Consider the following 18885-nt stretch of genomic DNA (forward strand, 5'->3'; position numbering starts at 1 on the left):
CTCGGTCGCCTGTGGATGCGGTCACGCCGTCGATCTGGGCCTGAAGAGCCCGCAGGCTCTGGGGGGTGTATGCGGGCATCCGTGGCGTCCTTGCTGATAAGGGTGAGCGTTGGGGCGGGAAGGCGAGGTCGGCCGCGGCTCAGCGCCCGGCCCGGCGGCGGACTTCAAGCTGTTGAATCAGATCGTGGCCGAATTTGTCGCGGCTGACGAGGGCATCCGTCAGCGGGTTCAGGATGCCGCGCAGGGCCGAGTAGGCGGACCATGGACGCGGGGCGAAGATGCGTGGTGACCGCTTCTGCAGGCCGGTGACGAGTCCGGCGGCGATGACCTCGGGTTCGGAGAAATGGCCGAGTGGTCCGCGGTAGAAGTGTTTGAACAGTTGATCGACCAGATCGTCGCTCTTTGTGGAATCGGTGATCGGTGTCTTGGTCCACCCTGGGTAGAGCACGCTGGCTGAGGCGCCGTAGGGGGCGAGTTCGGCGCGCAGGCAGCGGCCCAGCATCTCGACCCCGGCTTTGGAGGCACCGTAGGCGGAGTTGAGGACTGCGTTGACGAACGAGTACCCAGATCCGGTGATGATGACTTGGCCCTTGTTTTCAATGATCTGCGGTAGTGCGGGCTTGATGGTGCGGACGACGCCGAGCAGGTCGACTTCGATGACGCGTTCGTAGCTGGTTAGGTCGGCGGTTGCGAGTGTGACGGGCGGGTTGTTGGCGATGCCGGCGTTGGCCCACACGACGTCGAGACGGCCGAATTCCGCAATGGTCCGCTCGATGGCGGCGGTCATCTGGTCGACGTCGGTGACGTCGGCGGCGATGGGAAGTGAACTTCCGGCCGGTAGCTGCGCGGCGAGCGCGGTGACGGCGTCGCCGGACAGGTCGACCAGGGCCACTTTGGCACCCTTGGCGGTAAGCAGGCGCGCGCTCGCTGCGCCGATGCCCCCGCTGGCGCCGGTGATGAGGATGACCTTGGCGGTCAGGTTGTACGTGGACATGGGGATCTCCATTGTTGGTCGTGAATCTTGGTCAGTGGACGGGGACATGGCGGCGCAGGAAGTCGAGTTGGTCGGTGACGTTGCGCTCGAAGTCTTTGCCGACGTAGATGTCGAAGTGGCCGGCGTCGTAGAGCTTGATCTCGCCCTGCGGTGCCTGGGCGGCGTACTTCTGGGTGGGCTTGGCCGGGGCGACGGTGTCGCTCTCGCAGATGGCGAAGAAGACCGGGCAGGCGACGTTACGAGCTTGACGGCCGGGGAAGTGGCGCACGATGGCGAGGCCGAAACGGGCGGCCACATCCTGCGGAACGCCGTGTCCTTCGGGGATGAGGGCGGTGACGCCGGCGACGCTGTCGGGTGTCGACATGAGCGCGGTAGACCCGGGCGGGCCGTAGGTCGAGACCATGACCGGCGGCCGTCCGAGTCGCGCCCCGATGGCGTCGCGCAAAGCCAGGGCGGTGACCTTGACTGAACTCACCGGCGGGATGGCGAACGCGGAGGCGAATCCGTCGGTGAACGGGCACTGCGAGATGGCGGCAACGATTCGCTTGTCTTGGGCGGCGGTGATGATCACGTGACCGCCGCCGAACGAGGTGCCCCACACCACGACCCGCTCGGGATCGGCGCCGTCGAGGGTTCGCGCGGACGAGACCGCGGAGCGCCAGTCCTGCAGCTGTTTCTTGATGTCGAGCAGTTGGCGTGGCTCGCCGGAGCTGGAGCCGAAGTGGCGGTAGTCGAAGACGAGGCAGACGTAGCCGGCGGCGGTGAACCGCTCGGCGAAAGCATCCAGACGCATCTCTTTGACGCCGCCAAGGCCGTGGGCCATCACGATCACGGGCCGGGGATTGTCGGCGGAGTGGTGGGCGGGCGTGTAGAGCCAGGCGGCGCAGGTTCCATCGCCGGAGGCGAAGGTGACGTCGGTTCGGGTCATGACCGTCACTTTATAGAATCGATACTAATATTGGAAGTTATTCCAATGGTGTTATGGGTTACAGTGTTGATGTGAGTGCTGCCGCCCTGCCCGCTGAGCCCGCGTCGATGACCCGGACCCAGCAACGAGCCGCCGAGAATCGCCGCACGGTTCTTGACGCCGCCCGCGAGATCATCGCGACCCAGGGCGTTGAAGCCCTCACCCTTGAGGCCGTCGCCGAAAAGGCGGACGTCGTGGTGCAGACCATCTACAACCGGGTCGGCGGGCGCTCGGCTGTCCTGACAGCGGTAGCCGAGCAGGCGCTCGAGGAGAGCCGTGTCTACATGGACGCGGCCTACGACGCACAGGGAACTGTCGAGGAGCGCATCCTGCTTGCAGCCGAGGCCTACGCACGTTTCGCTCGCGAACGTCCTCACGAGTTCCGGATCCTGGTCGAGCCGCCCAACGAACCCGATGCGGTCGAACGCATCGCCGAGCTCACCCGCACCCAGAACGCGCGCCTCACCGAGGTAATCCGTGAAGGCAAGCAAGCAGGCCTCATTCGCGCAGACCTCGATCCCGATGACGTCACCACCGCACTGTGGGCTGCGCTGAATGGGCTACTCGCGCTCGCATGGCGCCCCGGGGACCTGCGCGCAAACCCCGAAACCATCGACAGGCTTCTTGCCACCTACATCGCCACCGTCAGCGACGGCCTACGAACCCGTCAGACCTGAGCACGCCGGCACGGCCATACGCGTAAACCGACGACTGTCCCAAATCTCCGTAGACGGCCAGGTTTATTGCGAAAATGGCCAACTTAAACGAGAACGGACAGTGTCGTCGATCATTCTTCTCAATGTAGTTGGGGCACAGGGCGATACGGTGTACTTTACTGGTAACCCGCCATATTCGATTCCGTCGTATTCCTGTCCGGAGCGGCGGGCCGGGGAGTCCGGCCCCCGCAGTCCACAGCGTTATGTCTACATTTCGTCTACACTGAGTGCATGGCAGCAGAAACCACCACCGTCCGGGTTCGGCGGCCGGATTCCGAGCGGTTGCAATCCCTAGCCAAGGCTCGTCAAACCGCCGTCGTCGACGTCGTGCACGCAGCGATTGACGCCTTGGAGCGGCAAGAGTTCCTGCGGGGTCTCAACGGGGATTACCAGCGCCTGCGGACTGACCCCGAACTGTGGGAGCGGTACCTGGCAGAGCGTAACGAGTGGGATGCCCTGGTTTGATCTGGCGAGGAGAGGTCTACTACGTCGATCTCGGCCAGCCGGTAGGTCACGAACCGGCCTTTCGTCGCCCGGCGGTCGTCGTGTCGGTCGACATTCTCAACAACGGACCTGGCGGTCTAGTGGTCGTCGTCCCGATCACGACCACCGGTTACGGACTGCGAAGCCATGTCGAACTGGAGTCTGAGGCGAGCGGGCTGGACCACACCTCGTACGCTCGCTGCGACCAACTGCGGGTTGTCTCGGTCGAACGAGTGTCATCCCGGCAGGGAATGATCGGACCAGACCAGATGCGGGTCATTGATCAAGCACTGCGATTCGTCCTTGATCTGTGACGCTCAGCTGGCGAGCGGGTAGTTGAGCGGTAGCGAAACCCTTTGGCTGACAGCAGAAAACGGCGTACTTTAGTTGACATAATGTCCGTTATCGGCAATATATCCGACCCGGCGGTCGTTGGTCATCCGTTGTAACGTCGCAATCTTCGCCCGTACGGCGGAGTCACCACCAGGAGCATCCGGTGTCCAATCATCACCCGTCGCGCTCATGGCGCGGCTGCGCGATGTGCAAACCACATAAGCGTCGCGGCGCAGGCCGGCCTGTCAAGGATCCCGCGTCCGTCCATCGTCGGCTGGGTCGCTCGCGCCGGTACTCGCGGCAGTCGCCGGGTTGCGGCGATCGGGCCACGCTGGGCGACGCTCGCCACTCCCGGGTCGATGTCCATCAATACGTCACAGTGACGAAATAAGGCTATTCAGTGAGACGCCGAAAGACGCGAATCACCTTTTCGCACATCGGTATTCGTTTTCGATCGCCGAATGCGACGACCCTATGTGCTTATCCAGTCCCGCATTGCGCCGCGCTCTCCACTTCCCGGCCCGATGCCCATTCATACGTCACAGTGACGCATCGGGCAGGGTGGCCCGTGGGTGCCTACAAGTTCGAAACATCCCCTCTCGCAGGCGGATCCGCTACACGGTTCAGCGGTCACGTGCTTATGCGGTGGCACGTCCGATGAGGTCGCGTGCGCGGTCGAGCATCGACGCAAACGGTCCCACCGCGAAATTGAGCTTCGCTGATTCCACACCGGCATGCGGGTGGGTCGGCGCGATGGCTTCGGCCGCGCGCACCGCGGTCGCGAGCCGCTTGCGCTCGTCGGCGTCGAGTTTGCGCTGCAACTTCGGGAATTCTTCCCGCTCCTCGTGCTCGGCGTGAGCGAGTACCGCGTCCCGCAGTCTGATGAGCTCGTCGATGAACTCCTGAGAGGTGACGTCGAGCTTCTCCAGCGACGCCAAAAGCTCCTTCGCGGAGTGTTCTTCGTCCAATCGGGCGTCGACGATGGCATCGCCGGCAGCCACTTCCCGGCGTACGCGCGGATGTACCACCATTTCCTCAGCCGTCTCATGCACAGCTAACAACTGCCGCAACTGCGCGAATGGCTTCTCTCGAGCGCGGGGATCCGTTGCGTACAGTACTTGGTCGAACATGTCCTCGATCAGGTTGTGCTGTGCCTTCAAGAATGCGACGACCTCGTCGGGCGACTCCATAATCATCTCTGGCATGTAGTTGAAACCCCCTCGGCGGTTAAGCTGCCACGGCGCTCGGGTTGGCGCGCCGCACACACCGCATACCCGGGCAGGCGCAACGCCGAAACGCAGCCCCTGCCGGGTCGTCGCAGTCCTAGCGGCGTGGCGGCTCCCTTACTGCTGCGGGGGCGGCGGCACTACCGGCTGGCACGCATTGGCTCCAGGATTCCACCAATTGCCCGGGCCGCAATTCGGCGGTGCCGTGGGCTGGCACGCATTGGCTCCAGGATTCCAGTACTCGCCCGGACCGCAATTCGGCGGTGCCGTGGGCTGGCACTCATTAGCGCCCGGATTCCACCAATTGCCGGGACCGCAATTAGGAGGCTGAGCCGAACCCACGCCGGGCTCTACCGCTGTCACACACACCGCGGGCGCGATTGCCACCGCCGCGGCAAAGGCTATGCGAAGAACAACGTTACTCATCGAGACCTCCCTCGGAAGTGCCCAGACCTCCGATTTGGAGGTCAGTCTCTTAGCACTACCCTCTCCGACGACGCCGCAATCAAGAATCTAGCAATCGCTCGGTAATACGTCACGTGACAATTAAGCGGACCTAGACCCCGCTTCACCCAATACTGCCGAAAATGGACGGCTCTTGTAGGTTGGCTTGCACAACGTTGGAAGACGCTGTGCCACGAGGGAAATGGAACCGAATGACGCTGGACCTGATGCGCCTGTACGACCTCACCGGCAGGACCGCTATCGTCACCGGCGGTACCCGCGGCATTGGTTTCGCCATCGCCGAGGGCCTGGTCGCCTGCGGAGCGAACGTCGTCGTGGCCAGCCGGAAGGCTGACGCCTGTGCCGCCGCCGCGGAGGCGCTCGAAGGGTCGGCGCCGGGCAGGGTGCATGGCCTACCGACTCATCTGGGTGATATGGAGGCGATCAACGGACTGGTTAACGCCACCGTCGAGCGCTTCGGCGGCATCGACATCGTCGTCAATAACGCTGCCAACCCGCTGGCCCTGCCCATCGGCCAGATCACGCCGGAAGCGTGGTCAAAATCGTTCTCGGTCAACTTGCAAGGCCCTGTCTTTCTCGTCCAAGCGGCGCTGCCCTACCTCCGCCGAAGCGGCCACGCAGCCGTACTCAACGTCGCCTCAGTCGGTGCGTTTCTATACGCGCCGATGACCTCGATGTACAGCGCCGCCAAAGCGGCGTTGGTGTCCTATACCCGTTCCATGGCAGCCGAATTCGCACCCGAGCGCATCCGAGTCAATGCATTGGCTCCCGGTTCGGTGAACACCGATATGGTCCGTGCCAACCCACCGGAGTTCGTCGAAACCATGCGGACATCGGCGTTGATGCGGCGCATCGCCGAACCGGGCGAAATGGTCGGCCCCGCACTGCTGCTGGTCTCCGATGCTGGAAGCTTCATCACCGGTCAGACACTCATCGCCGATGGCGGTGTAGCGGCCCACTAGCCGGCAGCGTCGATGGCCCGATAGATCCGTTTCTCGCTCACCGGGCGCGGAGTGCCGAGCTGCTGCGCCCACAGGCTGACCCGTAATTCCTCGATCTGCCAACCGATATCGCGCACGTCGACGGCGTCGCGGCGGATCGCCGGTAACGCCGCAAGCAGATCGTCGTAGGCGTCCTGCACGGCGTGCACCTGGGCCATTCGCTGGCGATCGGCGGCGATCCCGTGCGGCAGCTGCTCGAGGCGCCGGCGGATCGCGGCCACATAGCGGGTGACATCGGCCAGCCGTGCCCGCCCGGCCGCGGCGACGAAACCCGGCGCCAACAACCGCGCCAGCTGGTCGCGGATATCGGCGATGGCGTCCTGCTGGGCCGCCGCCGGCTGGGCGGGCACCAGCAGGTCAACGTCGCGGCCGTCGTCGAGCAGCTTCTCCACGCGGCCCAGAACGTCCAGCGTCGTCGGCACCAGCGCTTTGCCGGCCGCGGCGCGCAACGCGGCGAACGCGTCACGCGTCCACACCGGCTCGCCGATCAGCGCATCGGCCGCAGCGTCGGCGCAGTCGTCGATCAGCGCCGTCAGCGACCCGTCCGGGTTGGCCTTCAGCGCCAAGCGGACTCGCGGATCCAGCTGCCGTTCAACCGTTTTGACCGGCGAAGCCGAACTGCGGCGCAGCAATCTGCGGATACCACCGGGCATCGCCGCGGCCGCTTCGGCCGCGGTGGCGAAGACGCGTAGGTCGACGCCCGTGCCGGCATCGACGAACGCCGGATGCCCGCGCACCACCCGCCCGGCGACGACGTGCTCGATAACGCGGGGTATCTCGGCGAGGTCGTCGGGCCAGTCGCGCAGCCCGGTGCGTTCCAGATCGCCGGCAACCGCACCGGCCACCGCGTCACGCGCCGAGGCGGCGAAGCGATCCTGCAAAGCGGGCAGATCCTCGCCGCGGGCCAACTCCGAGCCGTCGGCGGCTTCGACGGTGAACGTCACCCGCAGATGCGCCGGCAGCTTGGTCAAGTCGAACGCCTCAAGCGGTACCAGGACGCCGGTGCGCCGGCGCAACTCGCGTTGCAGCGCCGCCAGCAGCGACCCGCCATTGGGCTCGAGCGCGGGCAGCACCGCGCGGGCGGTGTCCGGGGCGGGCACGAAGTTGCGGCGCAGATCTTTGGGCAGTGAGCGGATCAGCGCGGTCACCAACTCTTCGCGCAGCGCCGGCACCTGCCAGGTGAAGGCGTCCCCGCCGAGGCGGGCCAGCACATCGATTGGCACGTGCACGGTCACACCGTCGTCGGCGGCGGCGGGCTCGAACCGGTAACTCAGCGGCAACCGCGCATCGCCGGTCTCCCAGGTGTCGGGCCGGCCGGCGGTGACGTCGTCATCGGCGCGAAGCAGATCATCACGGGTGAGCGTCAGCAGCTCCGGTGTCTGATGCCGTTGCTTGCGCCACCAGCCGTCGAAATGCCGCGCGGAGGCGACATCGGCCGGTATCCGAGCGTCGTACCAGGCGTAGATGTCGTCGTCATCGACGAGCAGGTCGCGGCGGCGGGCGCGGTCCTGCAACTCCTCGAGCTCGGCCCGCAGCCGCGCGTTGTCGGCCAGGAAGCCGTGGCGGCTCTGCCAGTCGCCCTCCACCAGTGCGTGCCGGATGAACAGCTCGCGGGCCAGGGTCGGCTCGATTCGGGCGTAGCCGACCCGACGGCGCGCCACCAGCGGCAGCCCGTACAGCGTCACCCGCTCGTAGGCCAGCACCTCGCCACGCTGGGCGTCCCAGTGCGGCTCGCTGTAGCTGCGCTGCACCAACTCCCCCGCCACCCGCTCGACGATTTCGGGCTGGATGCGCGCCGCGGTGCGCCCGTAGAGCCGGCTGGTCTCGACCAGCTCGGCCACCACCACCCACCGCGGTGGCCGTTTGGCCAGCACCGATCCGGGCGCCAGCACGAATCGCGAGTTACGCGCCCCGAGATAGTCGCGTCCGTCCACATGGCGCATCCCGACGTGCGACAGCAGCCCGGCCAGCAGGGCCGCATGTATGCGGGCCCGGCCGGTCGGTTGGTCGACGTCGACCCCGGACTCGCGCAGGCCCAGATCGCGGACGATGCTGCGCAGCTGCCCCACCAGATCCTGCCACTCGCGGATGCGCAGATAGTGCAGGAACTCGTCGCGGCACATCCGACGGAACGCGCTGCGGCTCAATGCCTTGCGCTGCTCGGCGAGATACCGCCACAGGTTGAGGTAGGACATGAAGTCCGACTCGTCATCGGCGAAGCGGGCATGCTTGGCGCGGGCGGCCTCCTCCCGGTCGGTGGGCCGCTCCCGCGGGTCGGGGATGGTCAGCGCCGCCGCCAGCACCAGCAATTCGCGCAGGCAGCCCTCGTCGTCGGCGGCCAGGATCATCCGGCCCAGCCGCGGGTCCACCGGCAACCGGGCCAGCCGGCGACCCAGGTCGGTGATCTGGCCTAGCGTGTCGAACGCCCCGAGTTCGACCAGCAGCGCCACCCCGTCGCGGACGCTGCGCGCGTCCGGTGGATCCAGGAATGGGAAGTCCACCACCTCACCGAGGCGCAACGCCGCCATCTGCAGCAGTACCGCGGCGAGATTGGTGCGCAGCACCTCCGGGTCGGTGTAGGCCGGCCGGGTGTCGAAGTCGGCTTGCGAGTACAGCCGGATGCACACACCCGGGGCGGTGCGCCCGCAGCGCCCGGCCCGCTGAGCGGCCGAGGCCTGCGAGATCGGTTCGATCGGCAGCCGCTGCACCTTGAGCCGCCTACTATAGCGCGAGATGCGGGCGTTGCCGGGGTCGATGACATAGCGGATACCCGGCACGGTGAGCGACGTCTCGGCCACGTTGGTCGCCAGCACTACTCGCCGGGTGATGTTGGATCCGGGGCGCCGCGCGAACACCTTCTGTTGTTCGGCGGTCGGTAGCCGGGCATACAGCGGCAACACCTCGGTGTTTCGTCGTCCTGCCAAAGCATCTGCGGTATCCCGGATTTCCCGCTCACCGGAGAGAAACACCAAGATGTCGCCCGGCGGCTCGGCTTCCAGTTCGCCGATCGCGTCGAGGATCGCCTCGATCTCGTCACGCATCTCGGTGCGCACGATCTCCCGGTCGGGATCGTCGGGATCCTCGGCGGTGTCGGCCGCGACCGCGACTTCCAGTGGGCGGTAACGAATCTCCACCGGGTAGGTCCGCCCGGACACCTCAATGATCGGAGCCCCCGCGAAGTGCGCGGCGAACCGCTGCGGCTCGATGGTCGCCGAGGTGACGATCACCTTCAGATCGGGCCGCCGGGGCAGCAGCTCACGCAGGTAGCCGAGCAGGAAGTCGATGTTGAGGCTGCGTTCGTGGGCCTCGTCGAGAATCACTGTGTCGTAACGCAGCAGCCGGCGGTCGCGCTGGATCTCGGCGAGCAGAATGCCGTCGGTCATCAGCTTGACGCAGGTGCGGTCGCTGACCTGGTCGGTGAACCGCACGCTGTAGCCGACGACGTCGCCCAGTGGAACCGCCAACTCCTCGGCGATGCGCCCCGCGACCGTGCGCGCGGCGAGCCGCCGCGGCTGGGTGTGCCCGATGGTGCCGCGGATGCCGCGGCCGAGTTCGAGGCAGATCTTGGGCAGCTGCGTCGTCTTGCCCGACCCGGTCGCCCCGGCCACCACCACGACCTGGTGCGCCCGGATCGCCTCGGCGATCTCGTCGCGCCGATCGCTGACCGGCAGTTCGGGATAGCTGATCGCCGGGACGGCGGCTCGGCGCGCCACCACGACCGCTTCGGCGGCGGTGATCTGGGCGGCGAGGTGCTGCAGCTTCTCCGGCGGGGCACCACGTAGCTGTTTCAGGCGCCGGCCGAAATGCACGGCGTCGCGGATGGTCAGGCCGTCGAGCCGGCTGCGCAATTCAGCGACGGAGGGCTCGGGCACTCCGCCGAGGATAGAGGTCGGCGAACGGGCGGGCACGTGGTAGGACGGCTGCGGAGTTTCGCTGCGTGGTCAACGGGTAGCCGGATCTGACACAGGAAGGCGGTCGTGGTGCGTGCAGCGATTTTGCGTAAGGCCGGCGAGGCTCCGACCGTCGGCGAGTTCGACGAGCCCGACGGGCAAGTGGTCGACGTCCGGGTCGCCGGCTGTAATCCCGTCGATCTCGCACTGGCATCAGGTGCTGCCGGCGCACCGACAGTTCCGTCGGTGGTCGGCAAAGAGGGCGTCGGTCTGACCGCCGATGGCACGCGGGTGTACTTCGACTCGCCACCCGACCCGTTCGGGTCCTGGGCGCAACGCTGCCGCATCGAACCGGCCACGGCGTTTCCGGTTCCCGACGGCGTCGACGACGACCTGGCCGTCGCCTTGGGGATCGCCGGCCTGGCGGCGTGGCTGCCGCTGACCCGACATGCCAGCGTCACCGACGCCGAATCGGTGCTGATTCTGGGGGCAACGGGCACGGTGGGCCGGATAGCGGTGCAAGCCGCCAAACTGCTCGGCGCCGGTCGGGTGGTCGGTGCCGGACGAAATCCCGAAGCCTTGGAGCAGGTCGCAGCGCTGGGCGCCGACGCCACCGTCGAGCTTGGCAAGGGCGATGACGCCGACGCGCTCAAAGCCGAAGCCGGTGCGGGCTATGACGTCGTGCTCGATCTGGTGTACGGCAAGCCGTTTCTGGCCGCCCTGGAAGCCAGCGCTGTCGGCGCGACGCTGATCACCGTCGGTCAAGGAGCCGGTTCGAGTGCCGAGGTGTCATTCCGATCTTTGATGGGCCGCACTCATGTCGGTCACCTCAACAACGCGATGGGTCCCGACGTGATGCGGGCCGGCTACCAGGAGCTGACGCGTCATGCCGCCGACGGCAAAATCACACTCGACATCCGCCGTTACAGCCTGGAGGAAGCCGCCGACGCCTGGCGCGCCCAAGCCGAGAGTCCCCACGCCAAGCTGGTGATCGTGCCGTGACCCGGTAGCGCCGCACCGAGCGGCGGCTTTACAAAAATAGGCAGAAATGTCACGCTTGCCGCCGGGCGTGAGCCTGCGCGCATCCGCCCTGGATCAGGGCATGACCAGAGGAGCCAACCGGTGGCAGACACTGAATTCTCCGGCCGCACCATGGTGGTCTCCGGCGGCAGCCGGGGCATCGGCCTGGCGATCGGACTCGGCGCGGCGAAGTTGGGCGCCAACGTCGTGTTGCTGGCCAAGACCGCCGAACCGCACCCCCGGCTGCCGGGAACGGTGCACACCGCCGCCGCTGAAATCGAAGCGGCCGGCGGCAAGGCCCTGGCCGTCGTGGGCGACGTGCGCAGCGAAGACGACGTGCAGCGCGCCGTCGACGCCGCGCTGGACCGGTTCGGCGGCATCGATGTCTGCGTGAACAACGCCAGCTCCATCGCCACCGAATCGACCGACCAGCTGTCGGCCAAGAAGTTCGATCTGATGCAGGACATCAACGTGCGCGGGACGTTCCTGTTGACCAAGGCGTGCCTGCCGTATCTGCGCAGGTCTCCTGCAGCACACGTGCTGACCATCGCTCCCCCGCTCAACCTGAACCCGTATTGGCTGGGCATCCACCCCTCCTACACGCTGTCCAAGTACGGCATGAGCCTGCTGACGCTGGGCTGGGCCGCGGAATACGCCGACGCCGGTATCGCCTGCAACTGCCTGTGGCCGGAGACCTACATCGCCACGTCCGCGGTGGCCAACTCCCCCGACGGTGGGAATCTGATCGAGAAGGCGCGCAGCCCGCAGATCATGGCGGACGCCGCCGTGGCGATCCTGCGGCGCCCGGCCGCCGAGGCGAGCGGGCAGTGCTACATCGACGCCGACGTGCTCGCCGAAACCGGCGTGACGGACTTCTCCGGCTACGGTGGCGGCCCCGAGCCGCTGATGGACTTCTTCGTCGACCGGCCGGCTGATCGGTAGCTACGAATTATGCCCGGTGGGAGGGGCGATGAGCTCAGTGACTGTCTGGCGCGGGTATTCGAGCATCGCTGCTGAACCAATCCACAGTGCCATGTGGTCGTCGCGATTACGATCACCAGACGAGTCGGGCGCGTAAGTGGGCAAGGCAATTCAGCTTTCGAGAGAGGTGGCGTGGTCAACGCGAGTTACGGTGCCGAACATCAGTGGGGGCCACCACCACCGAAGAGCTTCGATCCAGGCCGCATCGAATCAGGCTCTCCGCGCAGCTACATAGGAATCGCGGCAGCGATCGCCGGGGCTGCCCTGGTGACAACAGGCTTTATGCCCTGGGGCATCGCTAGTCTTCGCGATGGCGCCGGTGCTGCACAGTTCGCCTTGAATGGGTTTGGACGGCTGGCGTATCAGCCTAGCGCGCGAGACAGCAACCCCGGCGCCCAATTGCTCGCCGACACGCTCAACCGTGCCGGCGTGTTGGCGTCGCCAGGTTTGGGCGCAGCGTTGCTCGGGGCGGTGGGGCTGGCGGCCGCGGTGGTATTCCTGTGCTCACAGAAGCGCAGCGCCACAGCGGTCGCCATGATCGCCGTTGGCCTGATGGCGTCGATCGCGTCGTTGGCTCAGATAGCGAATGTCCGAGGGATGTTCGATGGATCCGCGGACTTGGCCGGCGCCCATTTTGCACCTGGGTTCGGAGTGATCGTTGCGGTCTTTGCCGCACTCGCGTTGAGCGCGCTCGGGATCACCGCGTTTGTGCTGGAGCGGGGTGCCATTGTCCGGCGGGCACGAATCGTGCCACCTCCGGCCGAGCACCCGGACTCGGCACCCACTCCGGCGCCGAGTATGCACCTGCCCACGGCGGCCCCAGGTTTGTCGAGTTCGCCGGTTCCGGGTGCCCCGGCCGAGGCATGGCCGCGGCTGATCGCTGGTGCCATCGACATCGCCATTGCGGCCGTGGCCGCCATCGGCGTGGGTGCCCTCGCTGTGACGACCGCCGAATTTGCGACAGCAAGTTCACCGGCACGGGTCATTTGGTCGCTGTTGACATTGCTTCTAGTAGGCGCGATTCCACTGGGATACTTCACTGCCAGTGAGGCTCGATCAGGGCTGACACTTGGCAAAAGGATCACCGGAATCGTCGTTCAGGGCCCGGCGGGCCTTGCGCCGTCGCTGCGGGAATCGTTCCGCCGCAATGCTGCCCACGCGGTGCTCGGTCTAGCGCTGGGGTTGATGTGCGGGGCGATGATCCTGTCGTTCGCAATTCTGCCGTCCCTGCTCGTCGCCCCCTTACTGCTGGCCTACCTGGCTTGGTTGGGTGCTATGGCCATGAGCGCCTTCTCGAACCCGGGTGGCAATCCCTGGCGGCTCGGAGTGCATGATCGTTGCGCCCAAGGACCGACGCGGGTAGTCAACCGTAGTGCGCTCCCGTTGGCCCCAGCCAGCGCCGTTCCGCTGGCGCCGTGGTGGGCTGCGGCGGTGGCCGTGGCCCTGCTGATGGGCCTGACCGGTATAGCCGACACCGCGTTGCGTGTGATGAGCCCCGGGAAATCGACGGCAGTAGCAGCGACGCCGTCGACGCACACCGTGACCGTGCAGGTGCCGGCGCCCGAGGCGAGTCGTCAACCCGCCGCATCGCTGCATCCGCGGCCGCAAATCGCGACGGCCTTTCCGGCCGATGGCAGCCGGTGCCCGCCTCGATATGGGCCGACCGGCGTATACACCGAGTCTGCGGTCGCTAACGATCACACGTCGTGCCCGTTCGCCGAGGAGGTCCGTATCGCCTATGCCGACATGGGCATGCCCGGGTCGTTTCAACGCTTGATAGTCAACAGCCCGGTCACGCGCACGTCCATCGAGATGACCTGCGGCCCGGCGATGGCCGGTTTCATTGTGTGCCGAGGTGGAAACGACGCCGTCGTCTATGTGAACTGATCCGGCCTATTTGCTCACGAGGGCCGCTGAGCCGGTCAAATTCAGCGCAGGTAGACCTCACTGCCGCTGGGATAGCCGCCGCCGGTGGTGGTGACGTGGACGTGGTCGTAGTGGCCGTAGCCGCCGCGCTGCGCCCCGCCGCCGGGCGTGTAGTACACACCGCGCCAGATGGCGTCCTGCAGGCCGAACCGGCCCGCGTTCTCCATCACATAGGCCACGATCGAGTCGCCGAGCGCGATGCCCTCGGCACTGCCGGGGTTGGGAATCATCACATCGAGGGCCAGCCCGTTGGGGTGCCAGCGCAAGGCGTCGGCGCGCACGCCACCAATCTGGTGAATCTGCGGAAAGGCGTCGCTGATGCTGCGGGAGGCCTGGATCGTCTTGACCTGAAGGCCGCTTTCCGGGGCGACCCCGGCCGGCAGGAAGCGCGACACCATCCGCATCCGCGAGGCCGCCGCCACCCCGGCGGGCGTGCCCTGCTGCAGGTAGTCGGCGGGCGCCGCGACCAGCTGCAATCCGCCCGGCTCCTCGGCCTCAGCAACCACCGGCGCGGAATCTTTGGCGATTGTCGGAGTGGCGCTGCCGCCTACAGCAAAGAACATAGCTACTGGTGCGATGACCACAGCCATCCATGCGGAGGACTTTCTGCGCTGGCTGGCTAACTCGTGTCGGCCCACGGGTAGATAGGATACGAGAAATCTGGCTAATAGTCACAATTTTATAAAGCTCAGGAAACATTTTAGAATCGGGTACCGCAGCAGCCCGGCGCGGGCCGCCGAGGTGTGGCCTGTTCCCGCAGATCAGCGGGCCTCGGGTGGCGCAGCGCACAGCCGCAAAGGTAGAACACCTAATCAGATGGGTTTAGACTGCATCGCATGAAGTCGACGACCCTTGCTGCGGCGATCACGGGCTTGGCGGTGGTCCTGGCGGCGCCCGCGCAGGCCGACCCCGACATTGATTTCGCCAACGAACTGCACACCTACGGCATCTACGGCCCGCGGGACTACAACGCGTGGCTGGGCAAGATCGTCTGTGAGCGCCTGGACAAGGGTGTCGACGGCGATGCCGCCAAGTCGGTCCGCTTCATCACCCCCAACCTGCCGAAGGGCACCAACCAGTCGCAGCCCAACCCGGCCCAGGCCTGGCAGTTCCTCGGCGCCGCGATCAACACCTACTGCCCGGACAAGCGCGGCGTATTCGAGCAGGCAGCAGCGCAGCAGCACTGATGGACGTCAGCCGGCTCTGGCAGAACAGGCTGTTCGCCCGCACCGTGGGCGCCGCCTACGCCCGCGCCATCGAACAGCCCGGAGCGGCTCGCGTCTTTGGCCGGCTGCTCTTCGGTACCGACGTCGACCGCATCTACCGGGCCATGAACGTCGTCACCGACCTGCCTGACGGCGCGGCCGTACTGGATGTGCCCTGCGGCGGCGGCATCACCATCGAGCGCCTCACACCCGGCCGGCGGGTGCGCTACGTGGCGATGGACATCTCGCCGGGCATGCTCGACCACGCCCGGCGGCGGCTGCGCCCCGAGCTGCGCGACACCGTCGAGTTCGTCGAGGCCAGCATCGAAGCGATCCCGTTCGCCGACGACGAGTTCGACATGTGCGTGTGCTTTAACGGGCTGCACTGTCTGCCCGATCCTGGCGCCGCCATCCGGGAGATCGCCCGTTGCCTCAAACCCGGCGGCCGGCTGGTCGGCGACTTCGCCACCCGCGGCCAGGTTCGCCGGGCCGATGCCTACATGGTGGTGATGCGGACCAGCGGCACCTTCGGTCCCGGCGGCACCGTCGACGACGCCCGGCGGTGGTTCACCGAAGCCGGACTGACGGTCGACGAGCTTGAATGTTCCGGCGCGATCACACATTTCGCCGTCCACAAGTAAGCGGTGCTGATTCCGCCCTAGCCTCGCCGGTTTCGACGACTATGGTCGTAACTATCCCGATTCGACCGGCGAGAGGGGCCATGATGCCCGCACACAGCATCCTCGACAGCTTCGGAACCAAAGACCAGCTCGCCGTCGACGACACCAGCTATCAGATCCGGCGCCTCGATCGCATCGACGGCGCCGAGCGACTCCCCTACAGCCTCAAGGTCCTGCTGGAAGACCTGCTGCGCAACGAAGACGGCCACCTGGTGACCGACGAACAGATCAACGCGATGGCCGCCTGGGATCCGAAAGCCGAACACGGCCGGGAGATCGCCTACACCCCGGCGCGGGTGCTGATGCAGGACTTCACCGGAGTGCCCTGCGTCGTCGATCTGGTGGCGATGCGTGACGCGATTGCGGATCTGGGCGGGCAGACCAAACGGATCAACCCGCTGTGTCCCACCGAACTGGTGATCGATCACTCGGTGATCGCCGACGTCTTCGGCCGCACCGATGCGTTCGCGATCAACGCCGAGCTGGAGTTCGAGCGCAACGCCGAGCGCTACCAGCTGCTGCGCTGGGGGCAGCAGGCCTTCGATGACTTCTCGGTGGTGCCGCCCGACACCGGCATCTGTCACCAGGTCAACCTGGAATACCTGGCCCGGGTGGTGTTCACCCGCGACAGCGCGGACGGCCCGATGGCCTACCCCGACACCCTGGTCGGCACCGACTCGCACACCCCGATGGTCAACGGTCTCGGGGTGCTGGGCTGGGGCGTAGGCGGGATCGAAGCCGAAGCCGCCATGCTGGGCCAGCCGATGAGCATGCTGATCCCCCAGGTGGTGGGGCTCAAACTCTCCGGCGAACTGCAGCCCGGAACCACCGCCACCGACCTGGTGCTGACCGTCGCCGAGTTGCTGCGGCGCACCGGAGTGGTGGGCAAGTTCGTCGAGTTCTTCGGCCCCGGGGTGGCCAACGTCCCGCTGGCGAACCGGGCCACCATTGGCAACATGAGCCCCGAGTACGGGGCCACCTGCGCGATCTTCCCGATCGACGGCGTCACCTGCGACTACCTGCGGCTCACGGGCCGCTCCGAACACCAGATCAAGCTGGTCGAGGCCTACGCCAAAGAGCAGGGCATGTGGCACGACCCCGAACGCGAGCCGGCATACTCCCAAATCCTCGAACTGGATCTGGGCAATGTGGTGCCGTCGATCGCCGGGCCGAAACGCCCGCAGGACCGCATCCCGCTGCGAGTCGCCCCGCAGACCGTCTGCGCGCTGCTCGGCGGTGTCGAAACGACCGAACAGGCGCTGTCGGAGCTCGACGAGGCCTCCGCGGACTCCTTCCCGGCCAGCGATCCGATCGCCTTCGGCGACACCAGCAGTCCCCAGGGCAAGCCCCGCCAGCCGCAGAGTGAATGTATCGAAGGCGACTGGCCGTCGGCCGCAGTGGCCGTGGAGTTGGCGGACGGCACCAGCACCGACGTCAACACCGGCGACGTGGTGATCGCGGCCATCACGTCGTGCACCAACACCTCCAACCCCTCGGTAATGGTCGGCGCGGCACTGCTGGCCCGCAACGCCGTCGAGAAGGGCCTGTCCCGCAAACCCTGGGTCAAGACCACGCTGGCACCCGGGTCGCGGGTGGTCACCGACTACTACAACCGGGCCGGCCTGACTCCCTATCTGGACAAGCTGGGCTTCAACCTCGTCGGCTACGGCTGCACCACCTGCATCGGCAACTCCGGCCCGCTGATCCCGGAGGTGAGTAAGGCCGTCGTCGACAGCGACATGACGGTGTGCTCGGTGCTCTCGGGCAACCGTAACTTCGAAGGCCGCATCCACCCCGAGGTCAAGATGAACTTCTTGGCCTCCCCACCGCTGGTGGTCGCCTATGCACTGGCCGGCACCCTGCGGGTCAATCTGCTGACCGACCCGATCGGCACCGGCAGCGACGGCGAACCGGTGTATCTGCGGGATATCTGGCCGAGCGAAGCGGACATCGAAGCCGTCGTTTCCGACAATCTGCAGGCCGAGATGTTCACCGCCAGCTACGCCGACGTCTTCACCGGCGACGAACGCTGGCGCGGGCTGGAGGTACCCGAGGGCGACACCTTCTCCTGGGACCCCGACTCCACCTATGTACGCCAGCCGCCGTACTTCGACGGCATGACGCGCGAGCCCGAGCCGGTCACCGACATCACCGGCGCCCGGGTGCTGGCCAAGCTGGGCGACTCGGTCACCACCGACCACATCAGCCCGGCCGGGTCGATCCGCCACGACTCCCCCGCCGGAAAGTACTTGTCGGAGCATGGAATTGAACGCAAGGACTTCAACTCGTACGGCTCCCGGCGCGGCAACCACGAAGTGATGATCCGCGGCACGTTCGCCAACATCCGGCTGCGCAATCAATTGGCGCCGGGCACCGAAGGCGGCTTCACCCGCGACTTCACCCAGTCGGACGGCCCGGTCACCACCATCTACGACGCGTCGGTCAACTACCTCGACGCCGGCGTCCCGCTGGTGATTCTGGCAGGCAAGGAATACGGCTCCGGTTCCTCTCGCGACTGGGCCGCCAAGGGCACCGTGCTGCTCGGGGTGCGTGCGGTGCTCGCGGTGTCCTACGAGCGCATCCACCGTTCCAACCTGATCGGGATGGGTGTACTGCCGCTGCAGTTCCCCGACGGGGCCGACGCCGAGTCGCTGGGTCTGACCGGTCAGGAGACCTTCGACATCACCGGCGTGACCGCGCTGGGTGACAGCATCCCCGACACCGTGCACGTCAAAGCCGGTGACGTCGAGTTCGATGCCAAGGTGCGCATCGACACCCCCGGCGAGGCCGACTACTACCGGCACGGCGGCATCATGCAGTACGTGCTGCGGCAGCTGCTCGACTGATCCGAAACCGCTATCTGCGCAGGGCAAGTCGCTAGGGGCCAAGCTGCGGCGTTTAACGCCACCAACGTCCGGGTAGGCCCCGCCGTGGTGTGACGCATCGGCGTCGGCCGCCCCGGCGAAGGGGAACCGCGATGTTCTTGACGCTCCGAGAA

Annotated in this window: 15 protein-coding genes; 10 read left to right on the forward strand and 5 right to left on the reverse strand. The window is 66.6% G+C overall.

What is annotated here, in order from left to right; genetic code table 11:
- Positions 1 to 139: 139 nt before the first annotated feature.
- Both A5648_RS16565 and A5648_RS16570 read right to left on the reverse strand, forming a co-directional pair.
- Positions 140 to 994, reverse strand: coding sequence for an SDR family NAD(P)-dependent oxidoreductase (locus A5648_RS16565; RefSeq protein WP_065025606.1), 855 nt, complete (start codon positions 992 to 994; stop codon positions 140 to 142).
- 31 nt (positions 995 to 1025) lie between these two features.
- The gene (locus A5648_RS16570) at positions 1026 to 1922 is read right to left on the reverse strand and encodes an alpha/beta hydrolase (protein WP_082966540.1); all 897 of its coding nucleotides are present in this window, start codon (positions 1920 to 1922) and stop codon (positions 1026 to 1028) included.
- Positions 1923 to 2029: 107 nt separating this feature from the next.
- On the opposite strand from A5648_RS16570, the gene A5648_RS16575 reads away from it, so the two are divergent.
- The 3 genes from A5648_RS16575 to A5648_RS16585 all read left to right on the forward strand — a co-directional run bounded on the left by A5648_RS16575 (position 2030) and on the right by A5648_RS16585 (position 3474).
- Complete coding sequence (locus tag A5648_RS16575; RefSeq protein WP_065025608.1) at positions 2030 to 2638, forward strand: TetR/AcrR family transcriptional regulator; 609 nt, start codon at positions 2030 to 2032, stop codon at positions 2636 to 2638.
- A gap of 270 nt (positions 2639 to 2908) precedes the next feature.
- Positions 2909 to 3142, forward strand: a complete 234-nt coding sequence (locus tag A5648_RS16580; protein WP_065025586.1) for a hypothetical protein — start codon at positions 2909 to 2911, stop codon at positions 3140 to 3142.
- Positions 3124 to 3474 carry a type II toxin-antitoxin system PemK/MazF family toxin gene (locus tag A5648_RS16585; RefSeq protein WP_234787449.1) on the forward strand — a complete coding sequence of 117 codons (351 nt, stop codon included), beginning with the start codon at positions 3124 to 3126 and terminating at the stop codon, positions 3472 to 3474. The genes A5648_RS16580 and A5648_RS16585 overlap by 19 nt, the downstream gene beginning before the upstream one ends.
- Positions 3475 to 4131: 657 nt before the next feature.
- Here A5648_RS16585 and A5648_RS16590 read toward each other — a convergent pair.
- On the reverse strand, positions 4132 to 4698 hold the full coding sequence (locus A5648_RS16590) for a hemerythrin domain-containing protein (protein WP_065025588.1): 567 nt from the start codon (positions 4696 to 4698) through the stop codon (positions 4132 to 4134).
- A 677-nt stretch (positions 4699 to 5375) separates the two neighbouring features.
- On the opposite strand from A5648_RS16590, the gene A5648_RS16595 reads away from it, so the two are divergent.
- Positions 5376 to 6146: an SDR family NAD(P)-dependent oxidoreductase gene (locus A5648_RS16595; protein WP_065025589.1), complete on the forward strand. Its 771-nt coding sequence runs from the start codon at positions 5376 to 5378 to the stop codon at positions 6144 to 6146.
- On the opposite strand, the gene hrpA is transcribed toward A5648_RS16595, so the two are convergent.
- Positions 6143 to 10057: an ATP-dependent RNA helicase HrpA gene (hrpA, locus tag A5648_RS16600; protein ID WP_065025590.1), complete on the reverse strand. Its 3915-nt coding sequence runs from the start codon at positions 10055 to 10057 to the stop codon at positions 6143 to 6145. The genes A5648_RS16595 and hrpA overlap by 4 nt on opposite strands.
- 108 nt (positions 10058 to 10165) lie before the next feature.
- Here hrpA and A5648_RS16605 point away from each other — a divergent pair, with 108 nt between their 5' ends.
- From A5648_RS16605 to A5648_RS16615, 3 genes are all read left to right on the forward strand, one after another.
- The gene (locus A5648_RS16605) at positions 10166 to 11077 is read left to right on the forward strand and encodes a quinone oxidoreductase family protein (RefSeq protein WP_065025609.1); all 912 of its coding nucleotides are present in this window, start codon (positions 10166 to 10168) and stop codon (positions 11075 to 11077) included.
- 120 nt (positions 11078 to 11197) lie between these two features.
- Complete coding sequence (locus A5648_RS16610) at positions 11198 to 12037, forward strand: SDR family oxidoreductase (RefSeq protein ID WP_082966542.1); 840 nt, start codon at positions 11198 to 11200, stop codon at positions 12035 to 12037.
- Positions 12038 to 12208: 171 nt separating this feature from the next.
- A complete protein-coding gene (locus A5648_RS16615) occupies positions 12209 to 13963 on the forward strand; it encodes an RDD family protein (protein WP_131810586.1) in 1755 nt (584 codons plus the stop codon).
- A gap of 41 nt (positions 13964 to 14004) precedes the next feature.
- Here the strand turns inward: A5648_RS16615 and A5648_RS16620 are convergent, their stop codons facing one another.
- Positions 14005 to 14640, reverse strand: coding sequence for a glycoside hydrolase (locus A5648_RS16620; protein ID WP_082966543.1), 636 nt, complete (start codon positions 14638 to 14640; stop codon positions 14005 to 14007).
- Between the two features lie 198 nt (positions 14641 to 14838).
- Between A5648_RS16620 and A5648_RS16625 the strand changes: the two genes are divergently transcribed.
- The 3 genes from A5648_RS16625 to A5648_RS16635 all read left to right on the forward strand — a co-directional run bounded on the left by A5648_RS16625 (position 14839) and on the right by A5648_RS16635 (position 18733).
- Positions 14839 to 15189: a DUF732 domain-containing protein gene (locus tag A5648_RS16625; RefSeq protein WP_065025593.1), complete on the forward strand. Its 351-nt coding sequence runs from the start codon at positions 14839 to 14841 to the stop codon at positions 15187 to 15189.
- Positions 15189 to 15848, forward strand: a complete 660-nt coding sequence (locus tag A5648_RS16630) for a class I SAM-dependent methyltransferase (protein WP_065025594.1) — start codon at positions 15189 to 15191, stop codon at positions 15846 to 15848. The genes A5648_RS16625 and A5648_RS16630 overlap by 1 nt, the downstream gene beginning before the upstream one ends.
- A gap of 83 nt (positions 15849 to 15931) precedes the next feature.
- On the forward strand, positions 15932 to 18733 hold the full coding sequence (locus tag A5648_RS16635; RefSeq protein ID WP_065025611.1) for an aconitate hydratase: 2802 nt from the start codon (positions 15932 to 15934) through the stop codon (positions 18731 to 18733).
- Positions 18734 to 18885: the final 152 nt, after the last annotated feature.

The organism is Mycolicibacter sinensis (assembly GCF_001673565.1).
GTDB lineage: Bacteria > Actinomycetota > Actinomycetes > Mycobacteriales > Mycobacteriaceae > Mycobacterium > Mycobacterium sinense_C.